Annotated in this window: 19 protein-coding genes; 13 read left to right on the top strand and 6 right to left on the bottom strand. The window is 49.8% G+C overall.

The window, feature by feature from the left end; genetic code table 11:
- The first annotated feature begins 150 nt into the window (after nucleotides 1-150).
- Both A0126_RS18440 and A0126_RS18435 read left to right on the top strand, forming a co-directional pair.
- The gene (locus tag A0126_RS18440; protein ID WP_088837220.1) at nucleotides 151-1518 is read left to right on the top strand and encodes a phenylacetate--CoA ligase family protein; all 1368 of its coding nucleotides are present in this window, start codon (nucleotides 151-153) and stop codon (nucleotides 1516-1518) included.
- A 180-nt stretch (nucleotides 1519-1698) separates the two neighbouring features.
- Nucleotides 1699-3051: a phenylacetate--CoA ligase family protein gene (locus A0126_RS18435; RefSeq protein WP_088837219.1), complete on the top strand. Its 1353-nt coding sequence runs from the start codon at nucleotides 1699-1701 to the stop codon at nucleotides 3049-3051.
- Nucleotides 3052-3100: 49 nt separating this feature from the next.
- Here A0126_RS18435 and A0126_RS18430 read toward each other — a convergent pair whose 3' ends face one another.
- Nucleotides 3101-3553 carry a GNAT family N-acetyltransferase gene (locus A0126_RS18430; RefSeq protein ID WP_088838496.1) on the bottom strand — a complete coding sequence of 151 codons (453 nt, stop codon included), beginning with the start codon at nucleotides 3551-3553 and terminating at the stop codon, nucleotides 3101-3103.
- Nucleotides 3554-3836: 283 nt separating this feature from the next.
- On the opposite strand from A0126_RS18430, the gene A0126_RS18425 reads away from it, so the two are divergent.
- Together A0126_RS18425 and A0126_RS18420 are read left to right on the top strand one after the other, a co-directional pair.
- Nucleotides 3837-4625, top strand: a complete 789-nt coding sequence (locus A0126_RS18425; RefSeq protein ID WP_088837218.1) for a DUF5694 domain-containing protein — start codon at nucleotides 3837-3839, stop codon at nucleotides 4623-4625.
- Nucleotides 4588-5211, top strand: coding sequence for a VOC family protein (locus A0126_RS18420; protein WP_088837217.1), 624 nt, complete (start codon nucleotides 4588-4590; stop codon nucleotides 5209-5211). Before A0126_RS18425 ends, A0126_RS18420 begins: the two co-directional genes overlap by 38 nt.
- Here A0126_RS18420 and A0126_RS18415 read toward each other — a convergent pair.
- Entirely contained in the window at nucleotides 5182-6042 is an 861-nt protein-coding gene (locus A0126_RS18415) for a zinc-dependent alcohol dehydrogenase (protein WP_239456725.1), read from the bottom strand. The genes A0126_RS18420 and A0126_RS18415 overlap by 30 nt on opposite strands.
- A 381-nt stretch (nucleotides 6043-6423) precedes the next feature.
- The gene (tnpB, locus tag A0126_RS18410) at nucleotides 6424-7596 is read right to left on the bottom strand and encodes an IS200/IS605 family element RNA-guided endonuclease TnpB (protein ID WP_088837215.1); all 1173 of its coding nucleotides are present in this window, start codon (nucleotides 7594-7596) and stop codon (nucleotides 6424-6426) included.
- 40 nt (nucleotides 7597-7636) lie between these two features.
- Between tnpB and A0126_RS18405 the strand changes: the two genes are divergently transcribed.
- From A0126_RS18405 to A0126_RS18380, 6 genes are all read left to right on the top strand, one after another.
- Nucleotides 7637-8284, top strand: a complete 648-nt coding sequence (locus tag A0126_RS18405) for a hypothetical protein (RefSeq protein ID WP_239456724.1) — start codon at nucleotides 7637-7639, stop codon at nucleotides 8282-8284.
- A gap of 372 nt (nucleotides 8285-8656) precedes the next feature.
- Nucleotides 8657-9052, top strand: a complete 396-nt coding sequence (locus A0126_RS18400) for an RDD family protein (RefSeq protein WP_088837214.1) — start codon at nucleotides 8657-8659, stop codon at nucleotides 9050-9052.
- A gap of 130 nt (nucleotides 9053-9182) precedes the next feature.
- On the top strand, nucleotides 9183-9644 hold the full coding sequence (locus A0126_RS18395) for a GNAT family N-acetyltransferase (protein WP_088837213.1): 462 nt from the start codon (nucleotides 9183-9185) through the stop codon (nucleotides 9642-9644).
- Nucleotides 9645-9767: 123 nt separating this feature from the next.
- On the top strand, nucleotides 9768-10472 hold the full coding sequence (locus tag A0126_RS18390; protein ID WP_088837212.1) for an ABC transporter ATP-binding protein: 705 nt from the start codon (nucleotides 9768-9770) through the stop codon (nucleotides 10470-10472).
- On the top strand, nucleotides 10469-11233 hold the full coding sequence (fetB, locus tag A0126_RS18385) for an ABC transporter permease (protein WP_088837211.1): 765 nt from the start codon (nucleotides 10469-10471) through the stop codon (nucleotides 11231-11233). The genes A0126_RS18390 and fetB overlap by 4 nt, the downstream gene beginning before the upstream one ends.
- Nucleotides 11234-11368: 135 nt before the next feature.
- Complete coding sequence (locus tag A0126_RS18380) at nucleotides 11369-11695, top strand: SMI1/KNR4 family protein (protein ID WP_157898485.1); 327 nt, start codon at nucleotides 11369-11371, stop codon at nucleotides 11693-11695.
- A 93-nt stretch (nucleotides 11696-11788) separates the two neighbouring features.
- Here the strand turns inward: A0126_RS18380 and A0126_RS18375 are convergent, their stop codons facing one another.
- Nucleotides 11789-12541: an SDR family oxidoreductase gene (locus tag A0126_RS18375; protein WP_088837209.1), complete on the bottom strand. Its 753-nt coding sequence runs from the start codon at nucleotides 12539-12541 to the stop codon at nucleotides 11789-11791.
- A 127-nt stretch (nucleotides 12542-12668) separates the two neighbouring features.
- Here A0126_RS18375 and A0126_RS18370 point away from each other — a divergent pair, with 127 nt between their 5' ends.
- Nucleotides 12669-13379, top strand: a complete 711-nt coding sequence (locus tag A0126_RS18370) for a tubby C-terminal domain-like protein (protein ID WP_088837208.1) — start codon at nucleotides 12669-12671, stop codon at nucleotides 13377-13379.
- A 244-nt stretch (nucleotides 13380-13623) separates the two neighbouring features.
- On the opposite strand, the gene A0126_RS18365 is transcribed toward A0126_RS18370, so the two are convergent.
- Both A0126_RS18365 and A0126_RS18360 read right to left on the bottom strand, forming a co-directional pair.
- The gene (locus A0126_RS18365; RefSeq protein WP_088837207.1) at nucleotides 13624-14370 is read right to left on the bottom strand and encodes a class I SAM-dependent methyltransferase; all 747 of its coding nucleotides are present in this window, start codon (nucleotides 14368-14370) and stop codon (nucleotides 13624-13626) included.
- 180 nt (nucleotides 14371-14550) lie between these two features.
- Nucleotides 14551-15171, bottom strand: a complete 621-nt coding sequence (locus tag A0126_RS18360) for a lipopolysaccharide core heptose(II) kinase RfaY (protein ID WP_088837206.1) — start codon at nucleotides 15169-15171, stop codon at nucleotides 14551-14553.
- 154 nt (nucleotides 15172-15325) lie between these two features.
- Between A0126_RS18360 and A0126_RS18355 the strand changes: the two genes are divergently transcribed.
- Together A0126_RS18355 and A0126_RS18350 are read left to right on the top strand one after the other, a co-directional pair.
- A complete protein-coding gene (locus tag A0126_RS18355; RefSeq protein WP_088837205.1) occupies nucleotides 15326-16804 on the top strand; it encodes a carboxypeptidase M32 in 1479 nt (492 codons plus the stop codon).
- Complete coding sequence (locus A0126_RS18350; protein WP_239456723.1) at nucleotides 16804-17529, top strand: glycerophosphodiester phosphodiesterase; 726 nt, start codon at nucleotides 16804-16806, stop codon at nucleotides 17527-17529. The genes A0126_RS18355 and A0126_RS18350 overlap by 1 nt, the downstream gene beginning before the upstream one ends.
- Nucleotides 17530-17531 lie beyond the last annotated feature (2 nt).

Below are 17531 nucleotides of genomic sequence, written 5' to 3'. Positions count from 1 at the left end.
AATGTAAAACAGCATCTAAATAAAAGCTAAGCTTATGCCTTAAGATTTGGTTGTCTAGCGGCAGGACTGGAAATAAGATGTAAGTAACAGGGAAGGTGTGGTGACTGCTGACAGGTCGCGCGTCGAATGATGAGGAAGGGGAGTGAACATATGCAACTCAAAGAATCGATTTATTTCCATTCACCGATTTTCATTCAGAATATCCTAACGACGCTTTACGGACGGGTCTTGTACCAGGAACGTTACGGGTCCGCCTACCGTAATCGGTTCGAAGAATTGAAGCGGAAAGAACGGCAATCGATTGATCCCGAGCAGGAGCAATTATCCCGCCTGAATCAGTTTTTACTGTTTTGTCAGGCCTATAGCCCGTACTACAAAGAGTTGTTCGATAGGAACCGGATTGAGCTTCCGCTTGCGCAGTTGTCAGAGTTAAAACAAATTCCCTTGCTCGATAAGGAGACGCTACGGACAAGGAATGCCGACGTCCATGCGCGGATTCATGCGCCGATTCTTGGAAAGACGGGCGGGACGACCGGGAAATCGATCCAAGTGCATTATACGAGAGAGGACATGCAAATCCGCATGGCGCACCTCGACTATTTCAAATGGACGCATGGAATCGAACAGGGAATGCGCCGGGCGAGTTTTACGGGACAGACATTAGCGGCAGAACAACAAAAGTCACCCGTCTATTGGCGGATGAATAAGGCGATCAATCAAATGCTTTTTTCAATTAAGAATATTAACCCGTTGACAATTCCCGCTTACATCGAACAATTGAACCGATTTAATCCAGTGTCGATTGATGGTTTACCGTCGGGAATGATTGAAGTTGCACGATACGCCAAAAAACATGCTGTCGACTGTACATTCCGTCCGAAGGCGATTTTTCCGACGGCTGAAATGTTGACACGGGACGAACGTGCTTTAATCGAGGAAGTATTTCATGCACCGATCTTTGATCAGTACGCCTCCTCGGAAGGGGCACCGATTGTCGCCGAATGCCGCTACGGTAAAAAACATCTCCATTATGAGATGGGTATCATCGAAGTCGAAGCAGACGGTCAAATTCTCGTGACGAGTTTTGATACACATGGTACGCCCCTTGTCCGTTACCGGATTGGTGACCGGATGACGCTTAGTCACGAGACGTGTCCATGTGGGCATGGTGGTCCGATCATCGCATCGATTGACGGACGCGGACGAAGTTATATCCAGTTGAAAAATGGGCATCGAATCTTTGAAGGGGAACTCGCTGGAATCGTGCGGCGGTTCCCGAATTGTATCGAACGAGTCCAGTACATCCAAGAAGAAGCGGATGAAGTTGTGATGTTGTACGTACCGGACGAACGTTGGTTTAAACAAGAGCATGAAAAGGAGTTATACTTCGTGTTAGAGCGTTTGTTCGGTGGACAAATGGATGTCCTTTTAAAAGCGGTTCCGGAAATTCCGAAAGAAATCAGTGGGAAGACGTTGTTGATTAAACAATTGATTCCAGAGAACGAACGAGCCAATTGATTGGACTAGCCGAAATCAGAGCTAGTCTTTTTTTTTGTATAAAACTTCAAGAGGAAACTGTTGAATGGGAGTTTTTATCATGTTCCTGTCAGAAATGCCGGGTAAAAACAACCTATCAAGAAATCGTGCAGAAGGGCTCGACGCATCGTGGTGAATCGTTATCAGAAAGGACGTGTAAGGATGGGAATCAAGGAACAGGTTTATATGCACGCACCAATCTTCTTACAAAACGTATTGACGACACTTCATGGGTATCACTTGCAACGGGAGCGGTACGGTGCGTTTTATCAAGAGCGCTTTCAGGAACTGATTGCAAAAGAGCACCAAACAATTGATGTGGCGGTAGATCAGCTAAGACGGCTGAATGCTTTTTTGGCGTTTTGTGTGATGCACAGTGACTATTACCAAGAGCTTTTTAAGCGGCACGGCGTCACCTTACCCTTGACGGATCTCAATCAATTAAAACAAATTCCTGTGTTACGAAAAGATACGTTACGGCACCAAATCGAACGAATTCGCACCGATGTCGCAGCCCCGATTCTTGGAAAAACGGGTGGGACGACGGGACAATCGATTCAAGTCCATTATACGAAAGCAGACATGCAGCGGCGGATGGCACATTTAGATTATTTTAAATATACGCACGGCGTCAAAAAAGGGATGCGGCGGATTAGTTTCACGGCGCAAGTGTTGGTCGCTGAACACCAACAAACACCGGTCTATTGGCGGATGAACCGGGCGTTGAATCAATTACTGTTTACGGTCAAAAAGATTAATCCGGCGACGATGACGGCGTATTTGGCAGCAATCAATACGTTTCAACCGGACTCGATCGATGGTCTGCCATCGGCGATGATTGAACTGGCGCGGCACGCGAAACGCAGCGGCATGGAGATGACGTGTCGTCCGCTGGCGATTTTCCCGACGGCTGAGATGATGACGGAAGCGGAGCGTCAATTACTGGAGGACGTGTTCCATGCGCCCGTCTTCGATCAGTATGCCTCGTCGGAAGGGGCACCAATCATCTCCGAGTGTCGGCTCGGTCGAAAACATTTGCATCATGAGATGGGCATCGTAGAACTCGACACCGATGGCGAGGTCCTCGTCACGAGTTTTGATACACACGGGACCCCGCTCGTCCGTTACCGGGTCGGCGACCGGATGACGATCAGCGGCAAGACGTGTTCCTGTGGTCACAAAGGACCGGTCATCGATTCGATTGACGGCCGCGGGAAAAGTTATCTTGTCCGACCGGACGGACAAAAAGTGTTCGAGGGACAGCTCGCGAGTGTCGTCAAAGTGTTGCCGAACAGTGTCGAACGGATTCAGTATGTCCAAAAAAATAACCGGGAAATCATCTTGTTATACATTGCGGATGCCGCACGTTTTTCAACAAACGATGAAAAACAACTCGGTCATTATTTGAAGCGGCTACTCGGAAGTGACATGCTGATTTCGCTGCAGGCGGTCAGTGAGATTCCGCGTGAACGTAGCGGGAAGACGTTACTGATTAAGCAGATGCTGACTGGGTGAATGCATTTGAGCTACCTCCACCTCTAAGCGAAGTATAGGTGGAGGTGTTTCAAATGTCTTGAGACAACCGAATCATGTCTGTGCACCGGATACCGTTTTCTACAATCTCCTCTTCGTAGTGCCTCAAGAAGAAATTCAAGTCGACTCCGACGATCCGAAATCCACATTTTTGATAAAGTGCCAACTGACCGATGCTTGAGTTTCCTGTGCCGATTTCGATGGTTGCATAGTCCATCGCTTGCGCAGTTAGGATGGCATGTCTTAAAAGACGTTTTCCTATGCCGTTACCTTGATGTCTCGCCTCTACTGCAAGATTTACAATTTCAATCGTTTGCGGTCTTGTCGGCAGAAGCACATACACGCCAATCCGTTGATTCCTAGATTCAGCTATGAAACATCGACCTCTCTTCAAGTATTCAGCAACTATTTTCTGAGAAGGGTCTGCTGATAACAAAAGTTCCATCGGAGGGTTCTCATGAACGGACAGTTGACGGATGTTCATTTTCATAGACGGATACTCCTCGCGGATTAATTTTGACGTGCTTCCTTTTTTAATTCCTTTAAATTCACTGAGCTGACATGAATCGGTTCAGTTTTTCTACCGGATTTAATCTTTCGGCAAGTGTATGGATTATGCATCGCAGTTCGTCTTCTCCTTCTACTTGGACGGAAGTCAGGTCGAGTCGCCTCTGACAATCAGCGAGAGGTCTATTTTAACGAAACGGACTAGGATTAGCCTCCTGTTTACAGTAAAATGGAAATAGTAGAAAAGGGAGGTATATTCGATGATACAACGCGCGACCGTATTACTCGTCGGGACCGTTCATTTGGACCGTCCTGACAACGGGGACTTGTTTCGTCCGCGCATCTTTGATGTGTTTTCAGACGAACGGCAGCGGGAAATTCAACAGGTCGCCGAGGTCCTGCAAACATTTCGTCCGACAGAAGTCGCGCTAGAGACTTTGCCTGAGCAGGCGGGTGCACTGAATGCCGACTATGCCGCTTACCTCAAGCAAAGCTTTACGCTGACGGCGAATGAACGCCATCAACTCGGGTTTCGAGTAGCGCGCTTGGCAGGTCTGGCTGGTCTGCAGGCGGTGGACTGGAATCAGACGGTGGAAGGTGTCCCGAATCTTGCGGAACTCGAACAGCTCGACCCGGTCGCGTTTGACCGCTTGATGCGTGCCGAACAACAAAAATCCGAGTCACTCGAAGCGACATTGCTCGAGCAGACCTACCTCTCGTTCCTTGAACAACTAAATGACAAGCAGGCGGTCGAAGCAAGTCACCGGACATACCGGCAACTCGCCCGGCTAGATCCGGCGACGCACGTCGGGGCGAGATGGGTCATTCAGTACTGGTACTACCGCAATCTGTTAATCGCGAACCGGATTCTTGATTTGGCGGAGCCGGGGGAACGGATTCTCGTCCTCTACGGTGCCGCCCATTTGCCGCTATTAAAACAATTTTTAGACGACAGTGGGGGCGTCGATGTGATGACGTTCCCTGAACTGATCGCGAAGGGGAGTAACGCCGATGTTGTTTCATTATCATCTTTGGACGCCGAACGTTGAGGCGACGGAGCAGTTTTATGAAAAATTAGGCTTTGCGGTCACACAGCGGATCGGAAAGACCGACGGCGCGTTTTCGGCGTTTGATCCGCCGTTGACATGGGATGACTTCCGGGACGACGGGATCCGCTTTCGAATCATCGAGATGAAACGCGGCGCCATCAACGTCACGTTCGGTCACGGGAAAGCCGTCCGCTTCGACCATCTCGGTTTTCTCGTGACACCCGAACAACGGACGCTGCTTCTCGAACGTGCACAACAGATGGACTGGACAGTCCAAGCGAACGAACGGCGGACATTCATCCAGACCCCGTACGCCTGTCGGATTGAACTGCAGACGCATCACGATGCGATTTTATCGGACGGTCCTCATCTGAAACGGCTTGAGCTCTCAACGAAGCAAGTCGGCTTCGAACAGGAGTTGAAGCGGTTATTCGGCCATGCAATCGATGAAGTGACGACGGTGCCTGGTGATCATACCGTCTTACAGCAAGTCATTTTTACGGGGGAAGACAGGGAAGCCGTCGATCCGAACGGCGTGTCTGTCAGACAAACACGGTCACCGGTCGTAGCTGACAAACACTTTTAACGGTTTTGCACCTGCCTGTAAAGCCTCGAAACATGGAATCAAGTCCGACCAATCGACCGACTGTTCAAACAGCTTGAACAAGGCAGGCGTCTTTCGGGCGGCCGGCAAAAACCAGTCCGCATGGGCGCGGTAATCGAGCCCGTCACTCGATCCGACGATCCGTAACTCTTTTGCATAGAAGCTCGGGCAGAGCGACAAGACGTCGTAATTGCCGTCAGAGAGAATGCAGAGCTGACCATGGGGGACGAGTGCCTCCTGAAGACACGCAAACGCGGTTTGCCGTCCCGAACATTCGAGGGCAGCGGCATAGGTATTCAGCTCGAGGTCGTTTCCGGACGTAACCGTGCGGGTTGCCCCGAGCTGTTTTGCGAGTGCATGTCGCCTTTCGTCCGGGTCGACGGCGTCAATGCGCGAGAGACCGAAGTAGTGGCGTAGATAAAAGACGGTTAATAATCCGATCGTCCCGAGCCCGGTCACGACGACGGCATCCGACGGACGGGGATTAAGTTTATGGACGCCTTTTGCGGCGTCACACGATAAAATCGTCAACAAGGCGAGTTGCGGCGGCAGGTCGCGTGGGACGGGAATGACTTTTGCTGCGCGGACGGTGGCGATGTCGTGATGACCGTAAAAAGCGACGACGCGGTCACCGACACGGATATTTGAGACATCCTCTCCGATTGCCAGCACTTCTCCGTAACTCTCGTATCCCGTTTCTTTCGGATAGGTCAGGGCGAGGTCTGACCGGTCGGTCGCCATGATTTGCGGCAATTCCGCGCCGATGCTGATCGCACCGTGTAATGTCTGGATGAGTAGTTCATCTGCTTGCAAGGGCGCTAAGGGGCGCTCAATCCATTCGAGCGTCCGGGGGCCGTCAATTGCAGTCTGTGTGGCATGCGATCAGTTCCTCCGTTTTCTTAAAGTGAATATCCTGATAATGGAATTATAACATGAAGATAAATCAGGATATGACAAGTTTGTAAGGTTGAATGGAACATCAATTGCCCGATTTTTAAAGTGTTTTCTGCTATGCTGAAAAGGTAGAGCGGAGCTCACGAGTATCTAAAAAGGAAGTGGCGAACATCGAGCAGATTGAGATGTCGATCCATCGTGGATTAGTGGAATTAAAAATGTTAGTTGAACTACCTCCACCTACGCTTCGCTTAGAGGTGGAGGATTCCTGAGTCATCCGACCTAACGGTCGAAACCTGGTCAGGCTAACCCCGTCGTCCCGACGGTTGAAGAAGCTAAGAGGCGTTCAGCTTCTCGTTTGAGGTTCAGTCCTGCATTCACATCGCGGTCGTGATGGATGCCGCAACTCGGGCATGTCCATTCACGCAAGCCAAGATGTTTCACGTCTTTGTGTTGATGCCCGCAACTGGAGCACAGTTGACTAGAGGCGAAGGTCTTGCCGACTTTCACGATGGTCTTCCCGTACCATTCCGCCTTGTATCCGAGCATGCGGAAGAACTCCGACCAACTGACCTCAGAGATGGACTTGCTCAACTTGCGATTCTTCTGCATGTTCTTCACCTGCAAGGTCTCGATGCCGATGACGTCGTGGTTTTTGACGATTTCTGTCGATACCTTGTGCAGGAAATCGGTTCGCTTGTTCGCAATCTTCTCGTGGATGCGGGCGACCTTCCGCTTCTGCTTCTGATAGTTCTTCGCCTCGGAAAGTGTTACTTTCTTGTCCAAGGCCAACCGTTGACGACGAGAGAGCTTACGTTGTTCACGTGCGAGCTTTTTCTCAAGCGAGCGGAAGTAACGGTCATTCTTGTACACCGTGCCGTCCGACAGGATGGCGAAGTGCTTCAATCCGACATCTACGCCGACGGATGAGCCCGTCTTCGGCATTTCGTTGCTCTCCTGCTCGACGAGCAGGGAGACGAAGTATTTTCCTGAAGCGTTCCGCCGGATGGTCGCGTTCAAGATGCGTCCGACGACCTGCCTCGAGTTGGCGAAACGAACCCACTTCAGCTTTGGAATTTTGATCGTGTTGCCGACGATCGAGACTTCTGGAAGCTGAGACTTGCCTTGAATGTTCGTCTTGTACGATTGAACGGGGTTCCGTTTCGACTTGAAGCGGGGTCGTTCGTTCTGCTTCTTAAAGAAGCGGTCAAAGGCATCAGCAAGATGTTTGACGCTCGTCTGCACAGACGTGCTATCGACTTCCTTCAGCCAGTCGAACGCCTGCTTCAACGACGGGAGTTCTTTCGAACAAGACCCGTAGGATAGTCCTTTCCCTGTCGCTTTATACGTCTCATCCCACTTCGCCAAGAAGTGGTTGAAAACGAAGCGCGAACAACCGATCGTCTTCACAATGAGGATTTCCTGCTCTTTTGTCGGATAGATTCTGAATTTGTAGGCCTTGTGAGTCAACATGATGTTCACCTCCTTACAAAGGACATACCCGAAAGAGAGGTTGGCGATTCATCTCCCACTTTCACTAGGGCTTCACCCTGATCGTTTAGAAGTGGGCGTATTCTCGCCTGATTTTGATAAACGGATTAAAAAAGGTCAGCTTGGTCACTTTATCGGATTGCATACGGGAGACAAACCGCCTGTCGGTTTTTCGAACGTCGAACAGTTCGCGACGGAAGCGGCGGCAAATCTCCAGTCGATTCGCGCATTGATTGAGCGTCGAAATCAAATCAAAGCAGCGATTACCGCATCGAATGCCGTGACGCGTGTCCGAATCGCCGGGACCGAGATGACGGTCGCGGAAGCGATTGATCGTCGCGATACGGGTCTTGACTACGATCGCCAATTGTTACAAACGCTCAAAACACAACTGCATGAAGTGGAGCAGACGATTGAACAGGAACGTATCGAGATCGAGCGGCGTGCAGAAAATCATATCGAAGCGACATACGGTGCGCGTGAAAAAGGGGACGCGGAAGAAATTGAAAAAACGCGTCGTCTGTTCATCCAACGATTAGAACCGAAATTGATTGACCCCTCCGGTCTTCGGCAAGTCATTCAACAGTTAGACGAGTCAATCGACGCATTTGATGCCGAAGTCGATTTCAGTCTATCTGAAAGTAATACACTCACGAAAATATTAATCTAAACCTACCGTCCTGTTTGTCTGATGATTTCATAACCGAACACGCGTCGTCCGTGCGATAACGGACATCTTCTAATCGGTTGACCGATTAGCATCCAAGATGGTCCTTGCGACCGTCCGGTCAAAGCTGAATGTTCAACGATCAAAGGACAACGCTGACGCTTCAACACTCAGACAGATTACTGTTCAAACATCAACGGTCACCGTTCGATTAAATCCATGAGAAAACGGGAAAAGAGAGGGGATGTTCGTTGCCTCTGAAGTCACCGCATGGCTGGGCAGACAGGACATTTCATCGTTTTGCATGACGCCCCTTCTTTCTTCAGAAAAAGAAGGGGCATTTTTTTAAATTCAAATCGAGAAAGGATGATTTAAATGGAATCCCTCACAAAACGAAGAATCGGAGCGGCTGTCGTTAACTTGATGGTGAACGCTGTCATTGTAAATGTCCTTGAAGAAACAGTTCTCAAACGGGTCAAACGTCCCGTCATCCGTGGCATCGTCACCCAGTCCGTCGTCGATGTCGTCATGGAAACGGTTCAATTACGCTTGACGGATGGCCGAACGGTCGGCAGTCGTGTTATGGGACTTCGTGTCGTCAGTCAAGACGACCAACCGTTGAAAACGACACAAATCCTTAAACGGATTGCTTACCGTGAAGTATTCACAGCAGGGAAATTCTTTAAGGACCGTCAGCGTTATCTGGAGGATGCCTCCGTTTTACCGGAAGATGAGTTTGCGAAAACACGTGTCATTCGTGAAGGACGGTAAAATCGCTTGTTTCATTGATCCATGTACGCTATAACCCGTATCGCGCTTAGTCTGTTGAAGCGATGCGGGATTTGTTCGTGTCTTGAGCAGACTGTAGAGATCACAAGAACGCAGAGGAGGTGAATGGCCAATGAATCCTTTCATGACGATCGAAGACATTAATGACGCGAATCTGGCCGCGGTTCTCGGATTAAAAGTCGCAGCCGCGCAGCGCGTATATATCGAAACGAACGCGCAGTCGCTTCAGGAAGCGATGAACGATCACGACCACGGTTGGCGTTGTTATGCCTTATGCGAAAACAGGCAGCCGGTCGGGTTCATGATGATTGGTGCTGAAAACCGGACGGACAAGTACATCTGGCTTGACCGGTTCATGATCGGTCAGCAGTATCAAGGACAAGGGCTAGGAACGCAGTTTTTAAAACGAGCAATCGGTTTCATCGAAGACCATTTCGAAGTCGATGAAATCGTGTTGAGCTTACACACAGAAAATACGCATGCCAAGTATTTTTACGGGCAAGCGGGCTTTACTGATATCAAACGGATCGATGAAACGAACGGCGAAGAAATCTGGGTCTATCGTCTGACGTGATGTCCGCGATTCGTTCATCTGTATGGTGTAAGCCTTGTGCATCTGTCGAACCTTCTCGCTGTCCGCGCGGCAACCGTCCCTGCTACACTAGAAAAAACGACCAAAAAGGTGAGGTGGAGTGGTGTGGCAGTCATTGAATTTAAGGATGTCCAGTACAAATCGATACTCAAAGGGATCTCCGGGACGTTTCGGGAAGGAAAAATCACGACGCTCGTCGGACCGAGCGGCGCCGGGAAAACGACGTGTCTGAAACAAATCAACGGATTACTTTCACCGGACGCCGGGACGCTTTATTTTAAGGGAACCGATTTAAAAGACATCGATATGATGGAGCTTCGAAAAAAGATTGGCATGGCCTTTCAAAGTGCCCCGATGATTGCGGGGACTGTGTACGACAATTTGAATCTTCCGAAAGCGATCTTCAATCAGACATTGGAACAGGAAGAGGCAAAACGACTGTTGGAGCGGGTCGACTTGAAAGAGGTCCCGTTGACACAAAACGTCAAGGAACTGTCGGGTGGCGAAAAAAGCCGCATCGCGATCGCGCGGACACTCGTCAACCGACCGGATATCCTGCTGCTCGACGAGATCACGGCCAGTCTCGATTACCGGATGGTCAAGGAAATCGAGGCGCTCGTCCAAAAGATTCAACGGGAATTCAACGTGACGGTGATCTGGATTACGCATGATCTCGAACAGGCGCGCCGTGTCAGTGATGACATGTGGTTCTTAAAAGACGGGCAATTGATTGAACAGGGAACGATTGAATTGATTGAGGGCTCGGATAATCCCGCCATCGAAGCGTTCGTCAAGGGGGTCGACCAATGAGTTACGTGCAACTCGCTTCCGCCTTAGTCTTTATCTTGATTCCGTTAGTGCTGACATATACGTTAAAGCTTGGACTTGGCAACGATATTTTGATAGCGACGGTCCGGTCGATCGTCCAGTTGTTGATTGTCGGTTATCTCTTGACGTTCGTTTTCGAAAGTGACAGTAAAATTTACATCGGGTTGATGATTCTGTTGATGATTGTCGCGGCAACGCTCAACATCATCAAAAAAGGTGACGGGATTCCCGGGATTACGGGCATTATTTTACTGACGTTAGTCAGTGTCGAAGTCTTGACGATGGGCATCATGCTTGGTCTTCGAATCATTCCGTTCGAAGCGCAGGAAGTCATTCCGATCAGTGGGATGGTGATTGGCAACTGTATGATTTTGTCGCTTTTGTTCCTGAATAAGTTCAAGGACGAAGTCGAACGGGGCGATGAAGTCATTGAGCTGATTTTAGCGCTCGGAGGTTCACCGAAAACAGCGATTGACCGAAGTTTGAAAAGCGCCATCAAGACGAGTATGATTCCGACGATCGAGGCCCAGAAAACGATGGGACTCGTCCAGCTTCCCGGCATGATGAGCGGTTTGATCATCGGTGGGGCCGATCCGATGGAAGCTGTCATGTACCAGTTATTAATCCTGTTCCTGATTTTGACGAATGCTGCCGTGTCTTCCGTCATGGTCGGCTACCTGTCCTACCGGAAACTGTTTAATCAAAAAGCCCAATTCCTTGGGTTGACCTATCGGAACGACTGAGCTACCCTAGAAAAATACGTCATGACGCTAACAGATTTCGGAAGTATCCGAAGTCTGTTTTTGTTTACTAACATAAAGAAGCATCAAACTGAAGATGAAACAGCGACGTGCTACTAAAAGGGATGTGAAGAAGAAGTGATGACGATTGAACAAGTAATGGCGATGTTACCGGTTGAGGAAGAAGAAATACGATTGACAGATGTCGATGGATTGCCACGTTATGCATGTGTTCATCCGGTTGATCTGTTTGAGGAATCACAAGCGATTTTTCGGAGTATCATTGAAGTCGAACACCATCAAGCGGATCGATTAAAATCATGGTACATCATCGGATACGAAGACATGGATGGGGACCTGTTATGTGTGGATCTCGTAACGAGTGAAGTGATGGTCGTCGGTCATGAAACACTGGAACGCGAAGAAGTCGTCGCTCCGTCCTTGACTCAATTTTTGCAAGGATGACGTCTAATTCGTATGCAACATAAGAAAACGAAAAAGGTCACCGGACATCATCGTCCAGTGACCTTTTCGTTCGCCGACTAACGGATTATGCCATTATTGACGGATAAAGCCACCTTCCGAATGCAGGATTTGCCCGGTGATCCAGGCACCTTCGTCACTGACGAGAAACGAAATCAGGCGGGCGACGTCGTTTGGTGCCCCGATGCGGCCAAAGGGAAATTTCGGTAGCAGGGCGGAGCGGATCTCATCCGTCATCCAAGTCGAGTCGGTCGGACCGGGGTTGACGGCGTTGACCGTCACGCCGAACGGGGCAACTTCCTGGGCGAACGTCTGCGTAAAAGCAGAAATCGCACCTTTCGTCGCGACATAAGCAAGTTCACCCGGCATCGGTCCGCGTTCCTGGCCGGATGTCATGTTGATGATCCGTCCTGAGGATAACGGTGACGCTTGCAGGTGGCGGGCGAACTCGACCGATAACAGTAACGTCGAGCGGATATTGACCGCATAATGAGTGTCGAGCGCTGCGGCGTCGAGCGACAAATAGTCGGTCTGCGTCGAGTGAGCGGCGTTGTTGATTAAAATCGACGGTTGGCCGAGCGTCCCAACGACGGTTTGATGGACAGTTGCCGCCGCCGCCGGATTGGCTAAGTCAATCCGGAATCCTCTTGCCCGGACACCGAATGTTGCTAACTCCGCTTCAAATGATGGGATCCAGTCGGCTTCCGCTTGCCAGGCGGTGAAAAAAATCTCGATGCCTCGTGCGGCAAGCGTCCGACAGATCGCTGCCCCGATATCCCGTTCGTGACTGGCACCGGTCACGAGTGCGATTTGTCGTTGTTCAGTCATGCTGCATCTCCTCCTTGAATTCCATCCATTAACATATTTTAACTCATTTAGATAATCCTTACTATCGTAATCGTGCTAGTGTACACTAAAACCAGGATTAACGAGCGGGTATTAAAAGGAGGCAAGAATGACGATGGGTGAAATGTTGTTATTGTATGGATTATTGACGATTGGAATGGTCATCCGCTTCCTCTTAACCGGCATGTTCAGTTGGCTGGAATTTGGTCTGATTTCGCTGCTTCTGCTCGCAGCACTTGGTGGCGCGCTTCTCGATTACTGGCAAATCAGACGCGACATGCGGTACGTGGGACGCGCGAACACGTTAACGACACGGTGCGTCGAACGGACGACACGACGACCGAAATACGTGCTGGAAGGTGCACAGCAGATTGGATCCTATCGACGGAGCTATCCAAAAGGATGGCAGTTTTTATTCGTTCAGCTCTCGGCAAAGCTGCGGGGGTGGTTCTTGAATCTGAACTTCAGTTTTTCCGACCGTACTGTTTCTTACGTCGAACAACGGAGTTCTCTTCTAGCGCGGAATCAAAAGTGGCTCGTCTACGAAAACGGTGAAGTCGTAGGCACGGTCCGGACCGACGCGTCACTGAAACGGATGAGTACGTTTAAAGAAGTCATGCTCCTGTCCTATCAAGACGTCGAGTACGAAGTCACGTCCTCGACGTTATCCTCGAAGATTAAAGTCTGGCGAGGGACTGAGGTGATTGCGACGAGTAAAGCGAACTTGCGGTCCGACGTAACGTTTAAAGTCAAGGAGCAGCAAAATCAGTCCCTGATCTTGTCGGTGCTCGTATTGTTCCATTATCATTTTCAATCGTAAGTCGAAAGAAATGAGTGTTCATGAAGCGCGTAATCATTCATTGGTGTATGATTTAGGAACACTTCAGTGAAAGACGGGAGGCATCGAGATGGATAAAACAGATGGCTGGATCATCGTCAGCGTATTGGTCGGATTGTATTTCGGGTTATTCGCTAAACCGAAACGCGTGAGCGGAAAAAAAGCAAAGTGACAAAAAACCATGGAGGTCGTCCTCCATGGTTTTTTGTCAGGTGCACATCAGGGCTCACGTTGCTACGTTCTTTTTATATAGCAGAGGTCCATTATCGTGCTTTTTTTGAAACACTGCCGTCCACAGTCCAGTACGACCGAAAGTCGTCGCGGACGCCGGCATCATCGGCATCGGTCTGATTTCAATCACGTCGAAGTCAGCAAAAATCAACCGTAACTTCTCTTCCGTGAATCCTAATCCACCGTTTAAGCTGCGTGTCCGGTACACTTCCCAGTCGGAGATGTCGGATCCGCCGAGCTCACCGCCTTCGATAAAACAAGTCAGGGCGAAATGTCCGCCATGCTTTAAGGAATCGGTGACGAGCGTAAGATAATCGCGTCGGCGGTGCGGAGCGATATGGTGGAAGCAACCGGAATCGTAAACGATGTCATACGCCTCTTTAGCAAGGGGGAAATCAAAGATGTTCCGTTCGATGAAGTCGACGTCGAGCTGCTCCTCCTGCGCCCGTTCGCGCGCCCAGGCAAGCGACTGACGTGATAAATCGACAGCGGTCACGGTACATCCCTGTCTTGCAAAATACAGCGCGTTACGCCCCGGGCCGCAACCGAGCTTCAAAACGTGACCCGGTGCGATGATACCGCGTTCAAAATAACGGACGAGATTTTCGTCCGGCTTGTTGACGAAAAAAGGAATCCGTTTGTCACGGTCGGCGTAAAAATCATTCCAAAATGCGGTCGGTTCACGCAGTAAATCGTCAAGCATGTCAAGTAAATCATCGTGCGTTTGAATCATTTCTTTCATCTGTCGACCTACTTTCAAACAGGGTATGAATTGCTTTTCATCTATCCTGATTATACCAAAAAATGTATGACGAAAACGGATGAATTCTCCTGTTTCAGTAGTCGAGTTATGAAGTGAATCAGGAAAAACGTTACCGTATCTCATCGTTCATAAGATACGTTACCGCTTCATCTATCTGCGTCACCCGGTATTACGGTGTGACTCGAACATCCGGCGTTTATAAATATCGGCGACTGTGTTCAGAAAAGCCTCCGGCAGCTTTTTCGGAAAATACGATTTGCAATAAAAGTAATCATACCCGCGCTTTAAGTCGTCCCACTGTGAGCACGGTTCTGTCTGACGGAACCGTGCGACGTCGATGATCCGTGTCCCGTCTTTCGTCAGCATGATGTTGCGCAAGTGGATGTCGGACGGGTTTAAGCCGACGGAGCGTGCGTCCGCTAAAGCTTGATCGACAGAGCGGATGACGTCCCGGGGAATCAACGTCCCGTTGACGAGACAGTCGAACAACGTCTGTCCCTCGATGTATTCGATGACGAGGTAATCCGCCCCGTAGGCGTATTGTTTGGCGTACGTCGAAAACGACGACAATTGCTCATAAATCGCTCCTTCAAGGACGGCAAGATGACGATGGCTAGGGAAAAATTTTTTGATGACGCGGTCCGTTCCTTGAATCCGAAAGACGAAGGCACTTCGTCCCGTACCAATCCAGTCTAACTCAGGTGGTTGACCGGTAATCAGTTGCGTTTGTCCGTTTGACTCGATGGTGATGGCTGTCGCCAGTTCTTGATCTGTTTTCACGTGTGGTCCATCCTTTCTCCGTTACATTGATTATATAATTTATACGTTCAAATGACCACAAAGGTTTCAGGAGATGTTCCTGTATGAATGTTTTGAACATTTTGTGATATGCTAAAAAACGTAGACCATTACATATTTTAAGGGGGATTTTAGAATGAATACGTTACAACAGTGGCGCGACCATTTCGACGCACTTGGTGCCTATGAGGAAGCAGTCGCTTTACTCTACTGGGACATGCGGACATACATGCCGGAACAATCAGCGCCGAACCGCTCGAAATCACTCGGTTTCTTATCGACAGAAAGTTTCCGTCGCCGGACAGGGGAACAGTACCAGTCCTTGTTAGGCGCGATGGGGCAAGAATCGTTGACGGGACTCGATGCGATCTCGTACGAGAAAGCGAAACAGGCATTTGATCGGGACTCAAAAATTCCGGAAGCGGAATATCAAGCCTTTGTGACATTGATTTCGGAAGCGGAAAGTGTTTGGGAAAAAGCGAAGGATGCGAATGACTGGGCGATGTTCGAACCATTCTTAGAAAAAATCGTCGCGACAGAACGTAAATTCGTCGAGTACTGGGGATACGAAAATCACCCATACGACGCATTGCTCCATGACTATGAGCCAGGAATGACGGTCGCTCAGCTCGATCCATTGTTCGCGGAGCTCCGTCAAGCAATCATCACGTTGCTCACCGATCTTGATGGGAAAACATTCCCGAAACTCGATTGGTCAGCAGACCGGGAGACACAAATTAAGCTCAATCACGAGTGGTTGAACGATATCGGTTATGATTTTACAGCCGGTCGCTTGGACGAGACGGTCCACCCGTTCCAAACGACAATCAATCGCAAAGATGCCCGTGTCACGACGAAATATGATGAAGCGGATTACCGGAACTCTGTTTTCGGGACGATGCACGAAGCCGGTCACGCGACGTACGAACAGGGCATCGATCCGGAACTCGACTCCCTTGGTCTCGGTGAAGGGGCATCGATGGGGATTCATGAATCACAATCATTGTTTTTTGAGAACTTCATCGGACGCAACCGTGGTTTCCTCGAAGCACGTTATACAGGGTTGCAAGCTGCGATTCCTTCATTGACGGACGTTCCATTCGAAACATTTTATGCTGCCGTTAACGAAGTCAAACCATCGTTGATCCGGATTGAGGCGGATGAACTGACATACGCGATGCATATCATTATCCGCTACGAACTTGAAAAACGTCTCATCACGGGTGAACTCGAAGTCAAGGCACTGCCAAAGGAATGGAACCGCCTTTATAAAGAATACCTTGGAGTCGATGTCCCATCGAACGCACAAGGTGTCTTACAAGACGTTCACTGGTCAGGTGGTTCGTTCGGTTACTTCCCGAGCTATGCGCTCGGACTCGTCTACAGTGCCCAGTTGAACGAAGCGATGCGTCGGGATGTTAAAGACATCGACGAACTGATTGCAAGCGGTTCGTTTACACCGATCAAAAATTGGTTAAAGGAAAATATCCACCAACACGGAAAAGCGAAGACGCCGGCCGAATTGATTGAAGCAGCGACCGGGCAATCGATTACGGTCCAACCGTTGATTGATTACTTGACGAAGAAATATACACGCGTCGTCGAAACGCTGTGATGCAATGGTTTGCCCACCGCGGCGCAAGTGACGCGTTTCCGGAAAATACGCTCGAGGCGTTCAAAGCAGCCTTACCGGACGTCGATGGCATCGAATTCGATGTCCATTTCTCAAAAGACGGCGTCGGAATCGTCATCCATGACGAGACCGTCGACCGGACGACGGACGGAACAGGGCGCGTCGTTGATCTTACGCTTGCAGAACTCAAACAATTGAATGCGGGAGCGCGCTTTAAAGGTACGGGACCGCAGCGTGCGATGATTCCGACACTTGACGAAGTCTTAGAGCTCGTGGCGCCAACGCAAATCGTCCTCAACATCGAACTGAAGACGGATACAATCCGTTATGAAGGTCTCGAGGCCTACGTCGTCGAACGGTGCCGTGCCCATCAGCTTGCACCAGATCGATTAATCTTCAGTTCCTTCAATCATTACTCGATTGATACGATTCGTCAGCTTGATCCGTCGCTCGAGACAGCACTGCTCTATCCGTATCCCTTGTTTCACCCGGAGCAACAAGCGAAGCAGCTCGGGGCGAAGGGCATTCATCCGGATTATCGTCGCGTGACGGCAGAAGACGTCGCACTGGCTCACGCAGCAGGAATCTCCGTCCGCGTCTATACTCCGAAATCGGCAGAGGATGTCGAACAGATGGAGGCAATCGGCATTGATGCCGTCATCGTCAATGATCCAAAAGGATTCAAAGCGCGCCTGTCGATTGACTAAGG

Source organism: Exiguobacterium sp. N4-1P (assembly GCF_002214325.1).
The sequence above is the reverse complement of the archived record's forward strand: the minus strand, read 5'-3'. Positions and strand labels throughout refer to the sequence as shown.

Coding starts and splice junctions, on each gene's coding strand:
- A0126_RS18440 (WP_088837220.1), top strand. CDS start 151: ATGCAACTCAAAGAATCGATTTATTTCCATTCACCGATTTTCATTCAG.
- A0126_RS18435 (WP_088837219.1), top strand. CDS start 1,699: ATGGGAATCAAGGAACAGGTTTATATGCACGCACCAATCTTCTTACAA.
- A0126_RS18430 (WP_088838496.1), bottom strand. CDS start 3,553: ATGAACATCCGTCAACTGTCCGTTCATGAGAACCCTCCGATGGAACTT.
- A0126_RS18425 (WP_088837218.1), top strand. CDS start 3,837: ATGATACAACGCGCGACCGTATTACTCGTCGGGACCGTTCATTTGGAC.
- A0126_RS18420 (WP_088837217.1), top strand. CDS start 4,588: ATGTTGTTTCATTATCATCTTTGGACGCCGAACGTTGAGGCGACGGAG.
- tnpB (WP_088837215.1), bottom strand. CDS start 7,596: ATGTTGACTCACAAGGCCTACAAATTCAGAATCTATCCGACAAAAGAG.
- A0126_RS18400 (WP_088837214.1), top strand. CDS start 8,657: ATGGAATCCCTCACAAAACGAAGAATCGGAGCGGCTGTCGTTAACTTG.
- A0126_RS18395 (WP_088837213.1), top strand. CDS start 9,183: ATGAATCCTTTCATGACGATCGAAGACATTAATGACGCGAATCTGGCC.
- fetB (WP_088837211.1), top strand. CDS start 10,469: ATGAGTTACGTGCAACTCGCTTCCGCCTTAGTCTTTATCTTGATTCCG.
- A0126_RS18375 (WP_088837209.1), bottom strand. CDS start 12,541: ATGACTGAACAACGACAAATCGCACTCGTGACCGGTGCCAGTCACGAA.
- A0126_RS18370 (WP_088837208.1), top strand. CDS start 12,669: ATGACGATGGGTGAAATGTTGTTATTGTATGGATTATTGACGATTGGA.
- A0126_RS18365 (WP_088837207.1), bottom strand. CDS start 14,370: ATGAAAGAAATGATTCAAACGCACGATGATTTACTTGACATGCTTGAC.
- A0126_RS18355 (WP_088837205.1), top strand. CDS start 15,326: ATGAATACGTTACAACAGTGGCGCGACCATTTCGACGCACTTGGTGCC.
- A0126_RS18350 (WP_239456723.1), top strand. CDS start 16,804: ATGCAATGGTTTGCCCACCGCGGCGCAAGTGACGCGTTTCCGGAAAAT.